At 63.1% G+C, this 14264-nt stretch carries 11 protein-coding genes and 1 pseudogene; 5 read left to right on the forward strand and 7 right to left on the reverse strand.

Annotation, left to right across the window (positions count from 1 at the left end):
- Positions 1–414 precede the first annotated feature (414 nt).
- Entirely contained in the window at positions 415–1278 is an 864-nt protein-coding gene (locus tag VW23_RS27960) for a hypothetical protein (RefSeq protein ID WP_069912750.1), read from the forward strand.
- A 1-nt stretch (position 1279) separates the two neighbouring features.
- Here the strand turns inward: VW23_RS27960 and VW23_RS27965 are convergent, their stop codons facing one another.
- Positions 1280–1741: a DUF2280 domain-containing protein gene (locus tag VW23_RS27965; RefSeq protein ID WP_069912751.1), complete on the reverse strand. Its 462-nt coding sequence runs from the start codon at positions 1739–1741 to the stop codon at positions 1280–1282.
- Between the two features lie 45 nt (positions 1742–1786).
- On the opposite strand from VW23_RS27965, the gene VW23_RS27970 reads away from it, so the two are divergent.
- Positions 1787–2125 (forward strand): hypothetical protein, encoded by a 339-nt coding sequence (locus VW23_RS27970; protein ID WP_069912752.1) that lies wholly within the window; start codon positions 1787–1789, stop codon positions 2123–2125.
- Between the two features lie 2 nt (positions 2126–2127).
- Here VW23_RS27970 and VW23_RS29605 read toward each other — a convergent pair whose 3' ends face one another.
- Complete coding sequence (locus VW23_RS29605) at positions 2128–3090, reverse strand: putative metallopeptidase (RefSeq protein ID WP_342029945.1); 963 nt, start codon at positions 3088–3090, stop codon at positions 2128–2130.
- A gap of 133 nt (positions 3091–3223) precedes the next feature.
- Between VW23_RS29605 and VW23_RS27980 the strand changes: the two genes are divergently transcribed.
- Complete coding sequence (locus VW23_RS27980; protein WP_141728533.1) at positions 3224–5611, forward strand: hypothetical protein; 2388 nt, start codon at positions 3224–3226, stop codon at positions 5609–5611.
- Positions 5612–5633: 22 nt separating this feature from the next.
- On the opposite strand, the gene VW23_RS27985 is transcribed toward VW23_RS27980, so the two are convergent.
- From VW23_RS27985 to VW23_RS28005, 5 genes are all read right to left on the reverse strand, one after another.
- Entirely contained in the window at positions 5634–6476 is an 843-nt protein-coding gene (locus VW23_RS27985; protein ID WP_069912754.1) for an ABC transporter ATP-binding protein, read from the reverse strand.
- On the reverse strand, positions 6473–7504 hold the full coding sequence (locus VW23_RS27990; protein ID WP_069912755.1) for an ABC transporter ATP-binding protein: 1032 nt from the start codon (positions 7502–7504) through the stop codon (positions 6473–6475). Before VW23_RS27990 ends, VW23_RS27985 begins: the two co-directional genes overlap by 4 nt.
- A 1-nt stretch (position 7505) precedes the next feature.
- Entirely contained in the window at positions 7506–8360 is an 855-nt protein-coding gene (locus tag VW23_RS27995) for an ABC transporter permease (RefSeq protein ID WP_069912756.1), read from the reverse strand.
- 4 nt (positions 8361–8364) lie between these two features.
- Complete coding sequence (locus VW23_RS28000) at positions 8365–9369, reverse strand: ABC transporter permease (RefSeq protein WP_069912757.1); 1005 nt, start codon at positions 9367–9369, stop codon at positions 8365–8367.
- A 71-nt stretch (positions 9370–9440) separates the two neighbouring features.
- On the reverse strand, positions 9441–11339 hold the full coding sequence (locus VW23_RS28005; RefSeq protein WP_069912758.1) for an ABC transporter substrate-binding protein: 1899 nt from the start codon (positions 11337–11339) through the stop codon (positions 9441–9443).
- A gap of 387 nt (positions 11340–11726) precedes the next feature.
- Between VW23_RS28005 and VW23_RS28010 the strand changes: the two are divergent.
- Both VW23_RS28010 and VW23_RS28015 read left to right on the forward strand, forming a co-directional pair.
- Positions 11727–13124: pseudogene (locus tag VW23_RS28010) on the forward strand (GH39 family glycosyl hydrolase); the annotation flags it as partial.
- Positions 13125–13378: 254 nt separating this feature from the next.
- Positions 13379–14164, forward strand: coding sequence for an extracellular solute-binding protein (locus tag VW23_RS28015; RefSeq protein ID WP_342029946.1), 786 nt, complete (start codon positions 13379–13381; stop codon positions 14162–14164).
- Positions 14165–14264 lie beyond the last annotated feature (100 nt).

Genomic DNA, 14264 nt, shown 5'->3' on the forward strand with positions numbered 1-14264 from the left:
TCCCCCAGGAAGCCCCCCGCAGCACTGGCTGGCTTTGCGACATGCTCAATGAAGCCATGCGCAAGAAGAATTAGGGCGCCGCGGCGAGGCGGACACCGCCAGCTACGCCACCGTAGATGGCGATATCCGCCGGCGACGATAGAAAGGTTGTTTGCGGACCGACCTGAGGTCGAATAATGGTGTCGACCAAGTGATATCCTGGGGCTTCACCGTCGCATGCCGAGCAATAGAGAGAACTTCTCACCCGCAGTGAAGGCGGAGCTTGCAAAACAAGCGGGGTACCACTGTTCGTTCCCTGAATGTGACAGGCTCACTGTTGGTCCCAGCAAAGAGACCACCGGATCAACCTCTGGCACTGGCACGGCGTGCCACATTTACGCCGCTGCTACCGGACCAGGCGCCCGGAGAGTGCTCGTGAAGTCAGATCCCGTCTTCGTCCGTTCGATCGAGAATGGGATTTGGATGTGCAACGTGCACGGCACGCTTATCGACAGAGATGAGGCGACCTACACGCCGCAGCTCTTACGGTTCTGGCGCCAGCTGGCTGAGTGGCGCGCCGACCTTCGCCACAAATTGGGCATCGACAAGGTCAACCTGCCCGCGGTGGAGGACGGGAAAGATCTGCCACCCTTTTCCGTCGTGTTGAACATGCCCGATACCGATGCTCTTCACGAAGCATTCCGGGATAGCTGTTTGTCGCAGATTTGGGATGCCGACCTAGTGAACATGGTCCGCGAGTTCACAGCGGAAGTCGCGATGAACGCCATTCAACATGGCGGGGCAACCAGTGTCTCGCTAAAGATCTGCTGGGATAGGGTTGAGCTGAGAGACAATGGTGGAGACTTCTCACCTTTTGATCTCACAGCTCGCACCAATGGAAACGGCGGTTTCGCAGCGACGGCACCACTCTTGGATAGACTGGGCGACGTGGTGGTAACGCACTTCTACGATGATGGAGAGAACGTCACTTCTGTCGGCTTCTTGCGCCGGACTGAGAACGTGAGAGACTTCACGGACTGCGTGGTCGAGGTCAAGAGTTCCGAAAACGCTGACGAGGCATTTCGCCTTGCAGCTATGTTCTGCTCGGCGCACCCCAATTGCGATGTGGTCTATGTGATTGCCAAGAATATGATGCACAGTCATACCCGCCACATTGAGAAGCACCTTGGCACACTGAAAGATGGCCAACGGGCCGTACTCCTGTCAGGAACGATGTCGACATCTTTGAGAGACTATCTTCGATCCAAAGTGCCAGCCCTCTTGGTGAGATCACTCTGATCTAGCCTCTCCCATTGTCGGGCAGCTGGAAGATCGTTACCGGCGACACTGGCGTCGGCAAGTCCTTACCATCCTTTCCGGTGAACTCGCGGCGGTTGGTGTATGTGCCGCCCATCTCCTCTGCAGCTTGCCTCAGTAGCGCCGCCGCGAACTGGAGGTTCATGCCCTCCGCCTTTTCGCTCATCCGATGCAACGCCCGAAGCCGAACGGCGCGATGGCTGATGGCGATATCGGCGGTGTCCTCGACGAAGGCTTTCCGAGCCTCCTCAAACAGCGCCTTCCATTTCTCAGCGAGCTTTGCGCCGGCTTTCTCGGTCGGGTCGTAGCATTCGACCGCTTGGCGCGTGATCTCGATGCCGAATTCCTTCTTGACCGCATCGGCTACCGTCATCGGCGTGTCGAACATCGCCAGAGAGGTGACGACGAACGTCTGTACCTCATCGGTCAGCTTGCCTTTGGCCATGGACGTGTCAGGCTCCGGTCAGGTCAGACATTTGGGGGTGTCGAAATGCTACGGCTTGCCAACTACATTCTGAGGAACGTTCCGGACAACATTGGCAGCATTTCAGATCAGCTGCTTGCGACGGCCGAGTACTTCATTGTGCTTGGCGCGCTGGTTTTTGCGTTCGGGAGGTCGATGAACTTGCTGGTGTTCGTGTTGATTGTTGCCTTGATAATTGTCGACTTCTTTGCCGCGTTGCGAGCTGCGGCGCGGGCGGTGGCGGACGCCCATCAGCGAGGAGCATCTGGTTGGGCTCTGATCCAGAGAGGCGCGGCAGAGCTGTTGATCGCCGCACTCGGCGTCGTCACCTCAGTTTGGGTCGGGTTAGCCATGGCAAATCTGTAGACCTAGGCCGCTCGTAGCTGGCACGTTCCGCATGCCCGCGCGATATCAACCTTGGCGATTTCCGGCCTTGCGTTGGCAGCGTCGATCAGCGGTTGGATATGAGCAGCGCCGGCACCGTATCGACGGACGACGCCAACGAACTCTTCAACATCATGGCCGCGCATCGCGAACTTGGGCGCGCCGTGCTTAGTGAACTTCGGTGATCCGAACTCATCGTGCTCTTGGCCAGCGTGATAAAGCTCGTGCTCGACCAGTGCCATGAACTCGGCATCGGAGCATGTCGAGCAATACGCGGCATCGAACGTCAGCAGAAAGTCAGGCGCCGCGCCGAACCAGCCGATCAGTTGCATCTCGATCCGGCCGCGCATCCATTTGCCGGCGGGAGGCAGCCCGCGCTCGCACTGACCGACGATCCGTTTGCCCGATCGGCCGTTGGCAACATTAGTCCAGAGCGCGCCGAGCGTGGCAAAGTACAGGTCTTTGATCCGCACCGGCTTGGTGGCGAGCCGCCTTCGCATGTCTGCCAGCGTGTTCTTGACCGTTTCATCGCGCAGCCGGCGGGCCTCATCGGTGTCATCGAGAAGGTGCCGTGCCTCGGCATCGCGCAGCTCGAGCACATCCTTCGCCGGCACCGGTTGGGGTAGATAGGGCCTACCAGGGAGTACGTCCAGAACGCCCTTGCAGCCAAGGATGGCGCTCACGTCCTCCGGCCGGTTCATCACCACGAACAGATACCGCGGGAAGTGGCAAAGCGTGGTGACCTTTCGCGCCCTGAGGCGCCGGTTGAAGCGCTCGATCTTGTATTCTGGGAGGTAGGCTTCGAAGCCAGCCTTGGCGAGATCCCGGAGAGCCTCCCAAAGCCGTCCGCCTGAGATACGTTCGGTTCGACAGTCAAAGCTCAGACCTCGATCGAACGACGCGCCAGTTTTACTTGCTGGCTCGCCCGCATTGCAGTTGTCGCAGATTGACTCGGCACTAAAACACCCCCCAGATGAATGGAGCGATTTTCATCCTCGGGGGCGTGATGAAGAAGCCGGTTGCTGCATTGATCAGCGCGATGCTCGTCGCTCGCAGCGCCCACGCTGCCGGGTGATGGCAATGTCCGAACGAGGCGCCGCGCCGCAGACATTGGGGTGTTTCGTCGGTCGCATCAGCAACATCATCCTGCGGTTCCGCCTGCTCGCGGTCTTTGCGGGCTGTGCCCCGGTCGCAATGGCCCAGCAAGCGCCCATTTCCTACGACGGTACTGTTGTTCCGCCAGCCCTGCAGGGGCCGTTTGTCTCTGATCCCGAGGTCATCGCCCTGCTCGACAAGGTCGATCCGCGTGGTTGCGAATATTCTGGCCCGCTGGTGTTCGGGTGTCTCATTCAGGCCAACGCCAAGAACCCGCAGCACTTCGGCGACAGCATCAGCAACCCGTTCTCGCTCGATATCGCCCGCATCATTGTCGATACGATCAAGGGGGACCTGGGCGTCGAAACGAATGGCGATGGAACGCCACAGCCACTGCCCGAAAATTTCCTGACCAGCCCAGCTTCCAGGGTTCAGCTCGTCGGCATCGTGAACCGCATGGACCGACAGTTTGTGCGCGAGCAGATTCCGGGCCACGCCGGGCACGATGGCTGCGGCGAGATCAGCGTGATCTACCGCTTCGCCTATCTGCGACCGGATGGTGCCGTGGGCTCACGCCTGCCGGTAACGATGAATGTGGTGTTTCCCGCTGTTCCAACCAGCAAACCACCGGGCATGGGCAGCTGCGCCGAGGTGGCGCAACGCTGGCTGGATGAAATTCAGCAGCCGCCGGGCCGAAGCGGCAGTGCGATCGCGGCAGGCCTCCAGGACCCGGCTACCGGGGTGCTTGCCGGTATTGTTGGCCAGGACATCTTCCGGATCGAGCTCAATATGCAGGCCTATCGCATCGCCGCGAGCGCCGACCGGACGGGTGGCGAGCCGGGTAAATTGCAGTACGGACTGGGCTCGACGGCCAAGTACATCATTCGGGTGTTTCGCTGGGACCCTAAGCTCGGACTGTTCTTCGTCAGTCACCTGAACAACCAGATCGATCGATCGCGGCTGCTGGGCAGCGCCACCGGCGACGAAAACTCCTGCACGCGCGATCCATACATACTGGACCGTGGTGAGTTCTTAGCCTGGCTGACTGACCCCAAAGTGCTCGACGACATCGACCGGGGAACGCTGACCGTGCCGCTGAAATACCTGGCGTGCAGGGCGGTTTCCGGCTCGCCCGGCGGCCAGTACCGTTCCTTGAACCAGCCGTTCTGGGAGGCGCGAACCGACGCGGAGCAGATCGTCTCCGACGACGAGATCAAGCAGGCGCTTCAGGATTACCTCGCTCAATCGCCCAATCCATTCAGCTTCATGAAGTCAGTGGACGATGTCAGGACCCGCCTCAATGACCTCACCTGCTCGGGCTGCCATCAGACGCGCGCTATCGCAGGGTTTCACTTCCCGGGGGCGGACCCTGCCGACACCCCGTCGTTCAACGCCGTCCTGTTGCCCGGCTCGCCGCATTTCTACGGCGATCAGCCCCGCCGCATGGAAATTCTCGAGGCTTTTGCGGCAGAGGGCAGCGCAACCTATCGGCAGCTGGCCAACAGCTACGCGGCCCGGCCGCTGAACAGATTTGCCGGAGATCTCGAGCACACCAACCTGATCGGCGGCTGGGGCGCAACCTGCCTCGCCAACTGGAGTGCGATCGGCACCCAACGCCAATGGGGGTGCGCGCCGGAGCTGCAATGCAAGCCGCTGTTCAGCTCGGCTGGCGCGCCAAGCGTTGGCACCTGCGTGCCCAAATCCGGGCAGTTCCAGATCGGCGATGCCATGCAGGTGGGCCGGATCGAAAGCGCGGGCTTCGGGGTCGACCGCTACACCCGCATGCCGGAAGTGAAGGCCGGTATGACCTTGCTCGACCCGCCCTCGGTTCCCGTCGGCAAGGTCAATCCGTACTACGTCGCGCATCAGGAATGGTATCAGGGCAAGACCGTCGCCGCCACGTCGTGGGCCACCGCTGCCACCCTTCGCGATGCCAGGACAGGCGGGTTTCCCGGCGGCATGCTGCGCTATTCGGAATGTGTCGGCCTGCCCGACGAAGCGACTTGCGGGCTGACGGCGGTGACCGGCTTCAATGATTGCATCGGCGACCCCGCCTCCAAGATCACCGATTGCTTCGTGCGTTACACCGCCTATGCGGGCCTACGGGCTTGCGATGCCGCAACGCCATGCCGCGACGACTACATCTGCCTGCGCCCGATCGGCTACACGGCCTCAAACGGCGTCGCTAAATTCAAAGAACGGGAGAAGGCGATCCCGGGCGATCCGCCGCAGTTCGCCTATGGCGAACAGCAACCGGATTTCGCCTGGCTGAACCGCGACGGTGGGAAAGGCGACCAGCGGGGCTACTGCATGCCGCCATACTTCGTCCTGCAGTTCCGGCTGGATGGCCACCCGAACCTGCCTGCCCCATAGCTGCGGCCCGCACGGCCCGCCCCTACCCGGCCACCACCTGCCGCTGCCGGATGATCGCCGAGGCCGCTGCCGGGTCCGGCGGCAATACCGCGCCCTTCAGGGCGATCGAGTAGGGCTGCGTCGGGTGTTCCAGCACCGTGCGGGCGTCGCCGCTTTCGATCACCTTGCCCTTCTGCATGATGATCACCCGGTCCGAGATGTAGTAGGCCGTCGCGAGGTCGTGGGTGATGTAGATGATCGACACCTTCAGCTCGTCGCGCAGCTCGCGGAACAGGTTGACGATCGACATGCGCAGCGACGCGTCGACCATCGAGACCGGCTCGTCGGCGACGATCAGCTTGGGGTTGGGGATCAGCGCACGCGCCACCGCGATGCGCTGCAGCTGGCCGCCCGAGAGCTCGTGCGAATAGCGGCCGCGCACCTCGCTCAGCGATAGCCCGACCCGTTGCAGGGCGGCGTCGGCGGCGGCTTCGCGGGCGCCGCGGTTGCTGGCGCCGAGGAAGCGGTGGGCGGTGGCGAACAGGTATTCGTCGAGCTTGGTCAGCGGGTTGAACGCCTCGAACGGGTTCTGGAACACCGGCTGCACCTTGGCCATGAAGGCCTCACGCGCCGCCCGGCCGCGGATCGCCGCGACGTCGGTGCCGTCGAAACTGAGCTGCCCCGAACTCGGCACCTCATTGCCCAGCATCATCTTGGCGAGCGTCGATTTGCCGGAGCCGGATTCGCCGACAATGGCAAAGATCTCGGGCTTGTCGGCGCTGAGCGCAAAGTTGACATCGTCCACCGCCTTCATCGAGCGGCGGGAGAAGAAGCCGCCGACCGGGAAGAGCTTGGTGACATGGTCGAGCCGTAACAGGTCGGTCATGCTGCCACCACCTCGCCGGCGCGGAAGCAGGCGACACGGCCGCCGGTGGCGCTGGGCTGCATCAGCGGGACCTCCCTGGAACAACGCTCGATGGCGAGCGGACAGCGCGGATGGAAGCGGCAGCCGCTGGGTGGATCGGAGAGCGCGGGGGGTTTGCCCGGCAGGCTTTTGCGGACCCGCACATCGCCGATGCGCGGCAGGCTGCCGATCAGGTGCGCGGTATAGGGATGCTGCGGGTTGTCGAACAGCGCCTGGGTCGCCCCCTCCTCCGCCAGCCGCCCGGCATACATGATGGCCAGCCGATCGGTGATCGCGGCATGGACGCTCATGTCGTGGGTGACGAAGATGATCGAGGCCTGCATGCGGGCCTGCACATCCTTGATCAGCCCGAGCACATCCTGCTGCACCAAGACGTCGAGCGCCGTGGTGGGTTCGTCCGCAATGATGAACTCGGGCTCGCACACTGTGGCGAGCGCAATGGTGATGCGCTGCCGCATGCCGCCCGAGAGCTGGTGCGGGAAGGCTTCGAGCACATCGGGGTCGAGCCCCAGCCGCTCGAGATGCTGGCGCACCTTGCTCCAGAACGCCGCGCCACTGAGCCCCATATGGCGGTAGGCGAAATCGTGGAACGAGTGCTTCACCCGGCGCACCGGGTTCAAGACGTTCATCGAGCCCTGCATGATGTAGCTGAGATGGCGCCAGCGCGCCGGCTTCAGCTGCTCGGGCGCGCCATAGACATCGATGCTCTGGCCGCCGAAATCGAACTTCACCGAGCCATCGACCACCCGCATCGGCGGGCGGATGGCGCCGGCCAGCGTCTTGATCAGCGAGCTCTTGCCGCTCGAGGATTCCCCGGCAATGCCGTAGACCTCGTTGCGCTGCACGGTGAGGCTGATGTCATCGACCGCCCGCACCTCGCGGCGCACCCCGAAGTGTTCGTTGATGTAATAGGCCTTAAGCCCTTCGACAGTCAGCACATTCTTGGGCGTCACGGCGGTCTTTTTGGCCTTGCTCAGAACTTCGTGCATGTCAGGCTCCCATCCGGGCGAGCCGGCTGCGCGGATCGATATATTCGTTGACCGACATGGCCAGCATGAACAGGCCAAGGAACAGGATGACGACGAAGGCCATCGGCACCACGATCCACCACCAGATGCCGGCGACCATCGCCGAGTGGGCGTTGGCCCAGTAGATCATGCCGCCGATGGTCGGCCGGTTGATGTCGGAAAAGCCGAGGATCGACAGCGTCACCTCGAGGCCGATGGCCCAGATCAGGTTGTTCATGGTGGTGTAAAAGACGATCGGCATCACATAGGGCAGATGCTCGCGCCAGAGGATCTGGCCGGTGCGCATGCCCGAGAACACCGCGTGGCGGGTGAACTCGCGGTTGCGCAGCGACAGCGCCACCGAGCGGATCAGCCGGCTGTCATGCTGCCAGCCGAGCAGCGCCGCGGTGACCGCAAGGATCGGCCAGCTCATCTGGTCGCGCAGCACGAACACCAGCAGCAACAGGATCGGGATATTGGGCAGCGCGTTCAGCGTGTCGTTGATCGCCATGATCACCTGGTCGACCCGCCCGCCGAGATAACCCGAGACGAGGCCGACGGCGATGGCGATGACGCGGCTGACCAGTGCCACCACCACGCCGAACAGCAGCGTGTTGCGCATCGCCGCGGCCAGTTGCCAGAACACTTCCTGGCCGCGCGAGGTGGTGCCCAGCCAATACTCGGCCGAGGGCGGCATGTCGGGGATCACCACATAGGTGGCGAGCTCGTCGTAAGGCGCAAAAAACGAGGCGGCGACCAGCGCCAGGATGATTGAGATGAGGATCGTCCCGAGCAGGAACTCGCGGTTGTAGCGTAGGAGGTCGATGAGGACTTTCATGGCGCTACCCCAGTTTCACGCGTGGATCGATGAGCGGATAGAGGATGTCGATGAGGAACATCGCAGCCGCCACGGCAATGATGGCGATGGTGGTGACACCGAGGACGAGGCTGTAATCGCCGGCATAAATGCCCGCGATGAGGAGCTTCCCCACCCCCGGATAGTTGAAGACGAACTCGACGATGACGGCGCCGCCGAACACATGGCCCAGGGTCAGCGCCAAGCCCGTGACCTGCGGCAGCATGGCGTTGCGCGCCACATACTGCGAAAAGATCGTCCGGCCGCGGACGCCTGCGAGTTCGGCGTAAACCACATGGTCTTCGGTGACGATGTTGGAGACCAGCGAGCGCATCGAGATGAACCAGCCGCCCAGCCCGACGCAGACCAGCGTCAGCGCCGGCAGCGTGCCGTGCACCAGCACCGAGGAAATGTAGGCCCAGGTGAAGCCCGGCTCGAGGTTCAGCTGCGCCCCGCCGCTGATCGGCAGCACCGGCCAGAGATAGCCGAAGACGATGATCAGGGTCAGGCCGACGATATAGGTGGGGATCGGCTGCATCGACATGACCAGCACGCCGACACCCTTGAGGAAGCGGTTGTTGCGGAAATAGCCGGCGAGCGCGCCGAACAGGTTCCCGATGGTCCAGGCGAGCAGCGTCGCAAGGGTCAGCAGGCCCACCGTCCATGGCAGGGCGCGGCCGATCACCGTCGATACTGGTGTCGGGAAGGCCGAGAGCGAGGGGCCGAAATCCCCGGTCAGCACCCGTCCCCAGAAGGTGAAGTACTGCTCGAGCAGCGAGCCATCGGTGCCATAGAGTTCGCGCAGCGACTCCCGCAACAGCTCCACCGAGCGCGGATCGGTATTGCCGAAACTGGTGAGCAGCGAAACCGTCTGCTCGATCGGATCGACCGGCGAGAAATGCGCGATGAGGAACGCCAGCGTCACGCCGGTGAACACCACGAACAGGAACTGGCCCAGTCGTTTCAGGACATAGATGAGAAAGCCGTGCATCCCGCCTCTCGGATCGGTTGGATCGGAGCGGACCAGCCGGGGTTACCGGCTGGTCCATATGCGTTGTGAGGTTACTGCGCCGCGGGGGTAGCGGCCTTGAGGCTCACCACCATGTAGCGGATGTTCGACCAGTTCGGGCCGGATGCCGAGTACGGGTTGTCGATGCTCGGGTAGTTGGTCCAGTAGGTCGTGTCGAACGGCGCGAACTTGTTGTAGGCCATCAGCGGGATCATCGGCATTTCCTCGACCGCGAGCTTGAGGAAATCCTGGCCCAGCGCCTTCACCTCGTCGGAGTCGAAGGCCACCTTGCGGTTGCGTTCGATGATCTCGTCGAGGCGCGGGTCTTCCCAGCGCTGCAGGTTGCGCGGCGGCTGCAGCTCGCCCACCGGCTTGATGAACTCCGAGTGGTAGCTATCAAGGAAGAAGCTGAGGTCGGGGTGGCCGCCCCAGGTCTCGATGGTCCAGAAGATCGCCGTCTCGAAATCACCTGAGCCCAGCCGCTGGCCGTTGGTCGGCCCGGCCACGTCGACCTTGGCATCGATGCCGGCCTGGCTCCATTGCTGGGCAATGGCGGTGCCGGCGCGCGCCAGCGTCGGGATGGCGTCGCCTTCGACCTGCACCCGGATGGTGAAGGGCGTGCCGTCGGGCTTCATCCAGCGGTTGCCCTGCTTGGTGAAGCCGGCCTTCTGCAAGAGCTCAGTGGCTGCCTGCACGTCCTGCTTCCACCAGCCGAAGCCGAATACCCGCTTCAGCTGTTCCGGATCGGTCGGGATCTGGTCACCCCATTGCGGGCGCACCATCTTGGCCAACTCTTCCGAAATGTTCGGGTCATACGGCTTGATCTTGCGGGTGCCGGTATCGAGCTCGAAATTGGTGAGCCAATCCTGCATCGGCACGAAATAGTCGTCGGGCGCCGAACCGGTCGGCGGGGTCGCCAGCGCCGAAAGGTTGGCGGCGCCGCGATAGGAGCCGAGCGCCACGGCGCGGATATCGATCAGCAGCGCCAGGGCCCAGCGGACATCCTTGTTATCGAACGGCGCCTTCTTGGTGTTGAACAACACCGAAGGCAGCGTCGGATCGGGATGGGCGTAGGGGAAGCCGGAGAGCCAGGCAGCGCCGGTCGGGTTGTCCTTCATGATCGAGAACATGCCCTCGGGGGCAATGTCGTTGATCACGTCGAGGTTGTGGTTGCGCTGCTCGATGACGCGGGCTTCCGGGTTGCCGGCAGCGCGGTACACCACATACTTCACCTGCGGCTGGCCCCAGTCCATGCCGATGGTAGTGCGCTGCCAATCGTCGCGCAGCTTCCAGATCGTCCAGTTGCCGCCCTTGTCGTAACTATGGAGCACGTAGGCGCCCAAAGAGATCGGCGGGTTGTTGTTGTAGGCCAGCGGATCGTCGACCTTTTCGAACACATGCTTGGGCATGATCCAGGCGGCGTTCCAGCGCACCGTGAACAGCGCGTGGAAGCGGGCGTTCGGCGCCTTCAGGTTGAAGATCACCGTGTTGCGGTCGGGCTGTTCCATCGAGGCGACGTTCACCCCGAAAGCCGCGGCCCAGTTCATCCCCGGGTGATCCATCAGCGTCTGCACGGTGTAGACCACGTCATCGGCGGTGAACTCGACGCCGTCGCTCCAGTAGACGCCCTCGCGCAGCTTCACCGTCATCTGGGTGAAGTCGTCATTGTAGATCGGCGGCTCGGTGGCGAGCGCGTTCTGCCAGGCCTTCGGGCCGCCCTCCGGGTTGATGAACCAGAAGGTGTCGGTCGACAGCTGCTGCAGGCCGTTGACATTGGCCGCTCCGCCGCCGCCCGGCGCCCAGACGTTGAACCAGTCGGCATTCTGCGCCGGCGTGCCCTGAATGATCAGCGCCTCGTTACGCGGAATGCCGGCGATAAAATCCTGCGCCAAGGCCGGCAGCGCCAATAATGACGCCACCGCCGCGACGGCGATTGTCCTTAGAAACTTCATCTTGCTGTTCCTCCCGGCTCGCAGGCGAGCCCCGTTTTTCGTCGGATCGATGAAAGACTTAGAGACCCGAGCCTGCCTTCCGAGCCTCGCTATCGAGGTCCCGGAAGCGCCTGGCAGGCAACGGTCTCACGGCGATCTTTATCGACAATTTGCACGCACTCGGCAACCCTCTTCCGCACAAATCCGCAGAAAATGCCGGAAATCCTGACATAACAGTGTCTGCGCGCGCCGTGCGTCCGAACGTATTATTGACAAAATAGCTGTTTGCCATAGGTTGCGACAGCGATGGCGAAGCTTCTCCTCGCGAGAAAAGTCGCCTTGTCACGACACCGCGATCGGCCAGACCTCGGGAGGGGTCCGGCGCAGCAGCGCCAGCAAGGAAGAGAAATGAGCAGTTCTATTGACGTGAGCATTGCGGTTCACGCCGACCGTCGTACCGGGCCCTACAAGCCGCTGTGGAACTGGTTCGGCTATGACGAGCCGAACTACACCTATTCGGAGCACGGCAAGAAGCTGCTGCGCGAGCTGACCGAGCTCAGCCCCGAGCCGCCGCGTATCCGCACCCATAACCTGTTGACCAGCGGCGACGGCCTGCCGGCGCTGAAATGGGGCTCGACCAACGCCTATACCGAAGATGCCAACGGCAAGCCGGTCTACGACTGGACCGTCATGGACAAGATCTTCGACGCCTATGTCGAGGCGGGCAATATCCCGCTGGTGCAGATCGGCTTCACCCCGGAGGCGCTGTCGGATTTCGACGGCGAATACCGCCACCACTGGGCGCCCAACGACAAATACGCCACCATCACCACCGGCTGGACCGCGCCGCCGAACGACCTCAAAAAGTGGGGCGACCTGATCGAGGCCTGGGCCAACCACATGGCCGAGCGCTATGGCCGCGACGTGGTCGAGAGCTGGCCGTGGGAAGTGTGGAACGAGCCCGACGGCCACTATTGGACCGGCACCATCCCGCAGTTCTGCGAAATGTACGATGTCAGCGCCAAGGCGGTGAAGCGCGCCCTGCCCAAGGCCCGCGTCGGCGGCCCGCATGTCTGCGGTGGCTTCAACAGCCCCAAGGCCCAGACCTTCATGCGCGAGTTCCTGCAGCACGTGGTCGACCACAACTCGCCGATCGACTTCATCGCCTTCCACGCCAAGGGCAACCCGGTGGTCTACAAGGACCATGTGCGGATGGGCATCCACAAGCAGCTCAAGGACATCGACACCCATCTGGGGATCATCAACGAGTTCCCCTCGCTCAGGCACCTGCCGATCGTCATCGGCGAATCCGACCCCGAGGGCTGCGCCGCCTGCTCGGCCCGCTATCACCCGCAGAACGGCTATCGCAACGGGCCGCTCTACGGCGTCTATGTGGTCGAAAGCATGCTGCGCACCTATGAGCTGGCGGCGCGCGCCAACCTCACCATCGAGGGCGCGGTCACCTGGGCCTTCCTGTTCGACGACCAGCCCTGGTTCGACGGTTTCCGCGATCTCGCCACCAACGGCGTCGACAAGGCGGTGCTGAACGGCTTCCGCATGCTGGGCAAGCTCGGCGGCGACTGGCTGGAGACAGCGAGTACGCAGCGCCAGCCGCTGGCCGACCTGGTGGCCGATGGGGTGCGCGGTGCGCCCGACGTCAACGTCGTCGCCACCCGCGATGACACCGGTGTCAGCGTCCTCGTCTATCACTACCACGATGACGACGAGGCCGGCCCGAGCGCCGAAGTGACGATCACCGTCGACGGCTGGACCGGCAAGGCCCCCCCCCTCCGCCACTCCCGCCTGGGACGCCTACTTCCCCAAGCTGCCGACCGTCTCTGCGGCAACGCCGGCGCCCGACGCCTTCGAGCTCACCTTCCAGAACTTTTTCACCTCTCCGCAAAAGCGGCCCTTGCCACCTCCCTCCGCCGATCACGCCCGATACCGGCTTTTCGACCGCGGTCTACAACCCTACAGCGCTCGCCGCCTTCGCGCAGGACGGCAAGCAGTATGGCCTCGTCGAGAGCTTCTCCAACGTCCTGCTGGTCTACAACAAGGACCTGTTCGACGCCGCCGGGGTCGCTTACCCGACGGCCGACTGGACCTGGATCGAGGAACTCGCCGCGGCGCAGAAGTTGACCGATCCGGCTAAGGGCGTCTGGGGTGATTTCGCGCCGATCCAGTTCTGGGAGTTCTACAAGACCATCGCCCAGAACGGTGGCTCGATCCTCTCGCCCGACAAAAAGACCGTCACCATCGACTCGCCTGAGAATATCGAGACGCTGACCTGGATGATCGACAAGGTGAACAGCTACAAGGTCACCCCGTCGGATGTCGAAATGGCCGGCCAGTCCTCCGAGGACCTGTTCAAGGCCGGCAAGATCGCCATGCTCCGCACCGGCATCTGGCTGCTCGGCGATTTCACCGAGAATGCCAAGTTCAACTGGGACATCGCACTCGAGCCCGGCAAGACCAGCAAGGCGCACCACTTCTTCGCCAACGGCGTCGCCGTTTCGGCCAATTCGAGCCACCCGGCCGAAGCCTACCAGTGGATCAAGTTCCTCACCTCGAGTAAGGCCGCGGTCGACCTCCGCATCGCCGCTGGCTGGGAACTCCCCGCCATCTCCGACGCTGCCGCGGTGCAGGGCTATCTCGACCAGCCGGTGCCCGAAAGCCGCGAAGTGGTGTTTGAGGCGCTTGATACCGCAGTCGTCCCGCCGGTGATCGGCAACTGGAACCAGCTGACCGACGCGGTAGGCAAGGAACTCGAAGCCGCCAAGCTCGGCCAGAAGACGCCGGAACAGGCGTTGAAGGACGCCAGGACGGCGATCGAGGGGTTGCTGTAAGCGCGCTGACTGCCGGCAGACGGCACGCCTTCCTTCACCCAGTTTGCCTCCCAAAGGGCAAGGCCGGGAGCCCTCGGGCTCTCGGCCACTACCACCGGAA

The sequence above is a fragment of the Devosia insulae DS-56 genome (assembly GCF_000970465.2).
Lineage (GTDB): Bacteria > Pseudomonadota > Alphaproteobacteria > Rhizobiales > Devosiaceae > Devosia_A > Devosia_A insulae.

Bases quoted from the DNA above. Each gene is read 5' to 3' on its own strand.
- VW23_RS27965 (WP_069912751.1), bottom strand. From the start codon at position 1,741: ATGGCCAAAGGCAAGCTGACCGATGAGGTACAGACGTTCGTCGTCACC.
- VW23_RS27970 (WP_069912752.1), top strand. From the start codon at position 1,787: ATGCTACGGCTTGCCAACTACATTCTGAGGAACGTTCCGGACAACATT.
- VW23_RS27980 (WP_141728533.1), top strand. From the start codon at position 3,224: ATGTCCGAACGAGGCGCCGCGCCGCAGACATTGGGGTGTTTCGTCGGT.
- VW23_RS27985 (WP_069912754.1), bottom strand. From the start codon at position 6,476: ATGACCGACCTGTTACGGCTCGACCATGTCACCAAGCTCTTCCCGGTC.
- VW23_RS27990 (WP_069912755.1), bottom strand. From the start codon at position 7,504: ATGCACGAAGTTCTGAGCAAGGCCAAAAAGACCGCCGTGACGCCCAAG.
- VW23_RS27995 (WP_069912756.1), bottom strand. From the start codon at position 8,360: ATGAAAGTCCTCATCGACCTCCTACGCTACAACCGCGAGTTCCTGCTC.
- VW23_RS28000 (WP_069912757.1), bottom strand. From the start codon at position 9,369: ATGCACGGCTTTCTCATCTATGTCCTGAAACGACTGGGCCAGTTCCTG.
- VW23_RS28005 (WP_069912758.1), bottom strand. From the start codon at position 11,339: ATGAAGTTTCTAAGGACAATCGCCGTCGCGGCGGTGGCGTCATTATTG.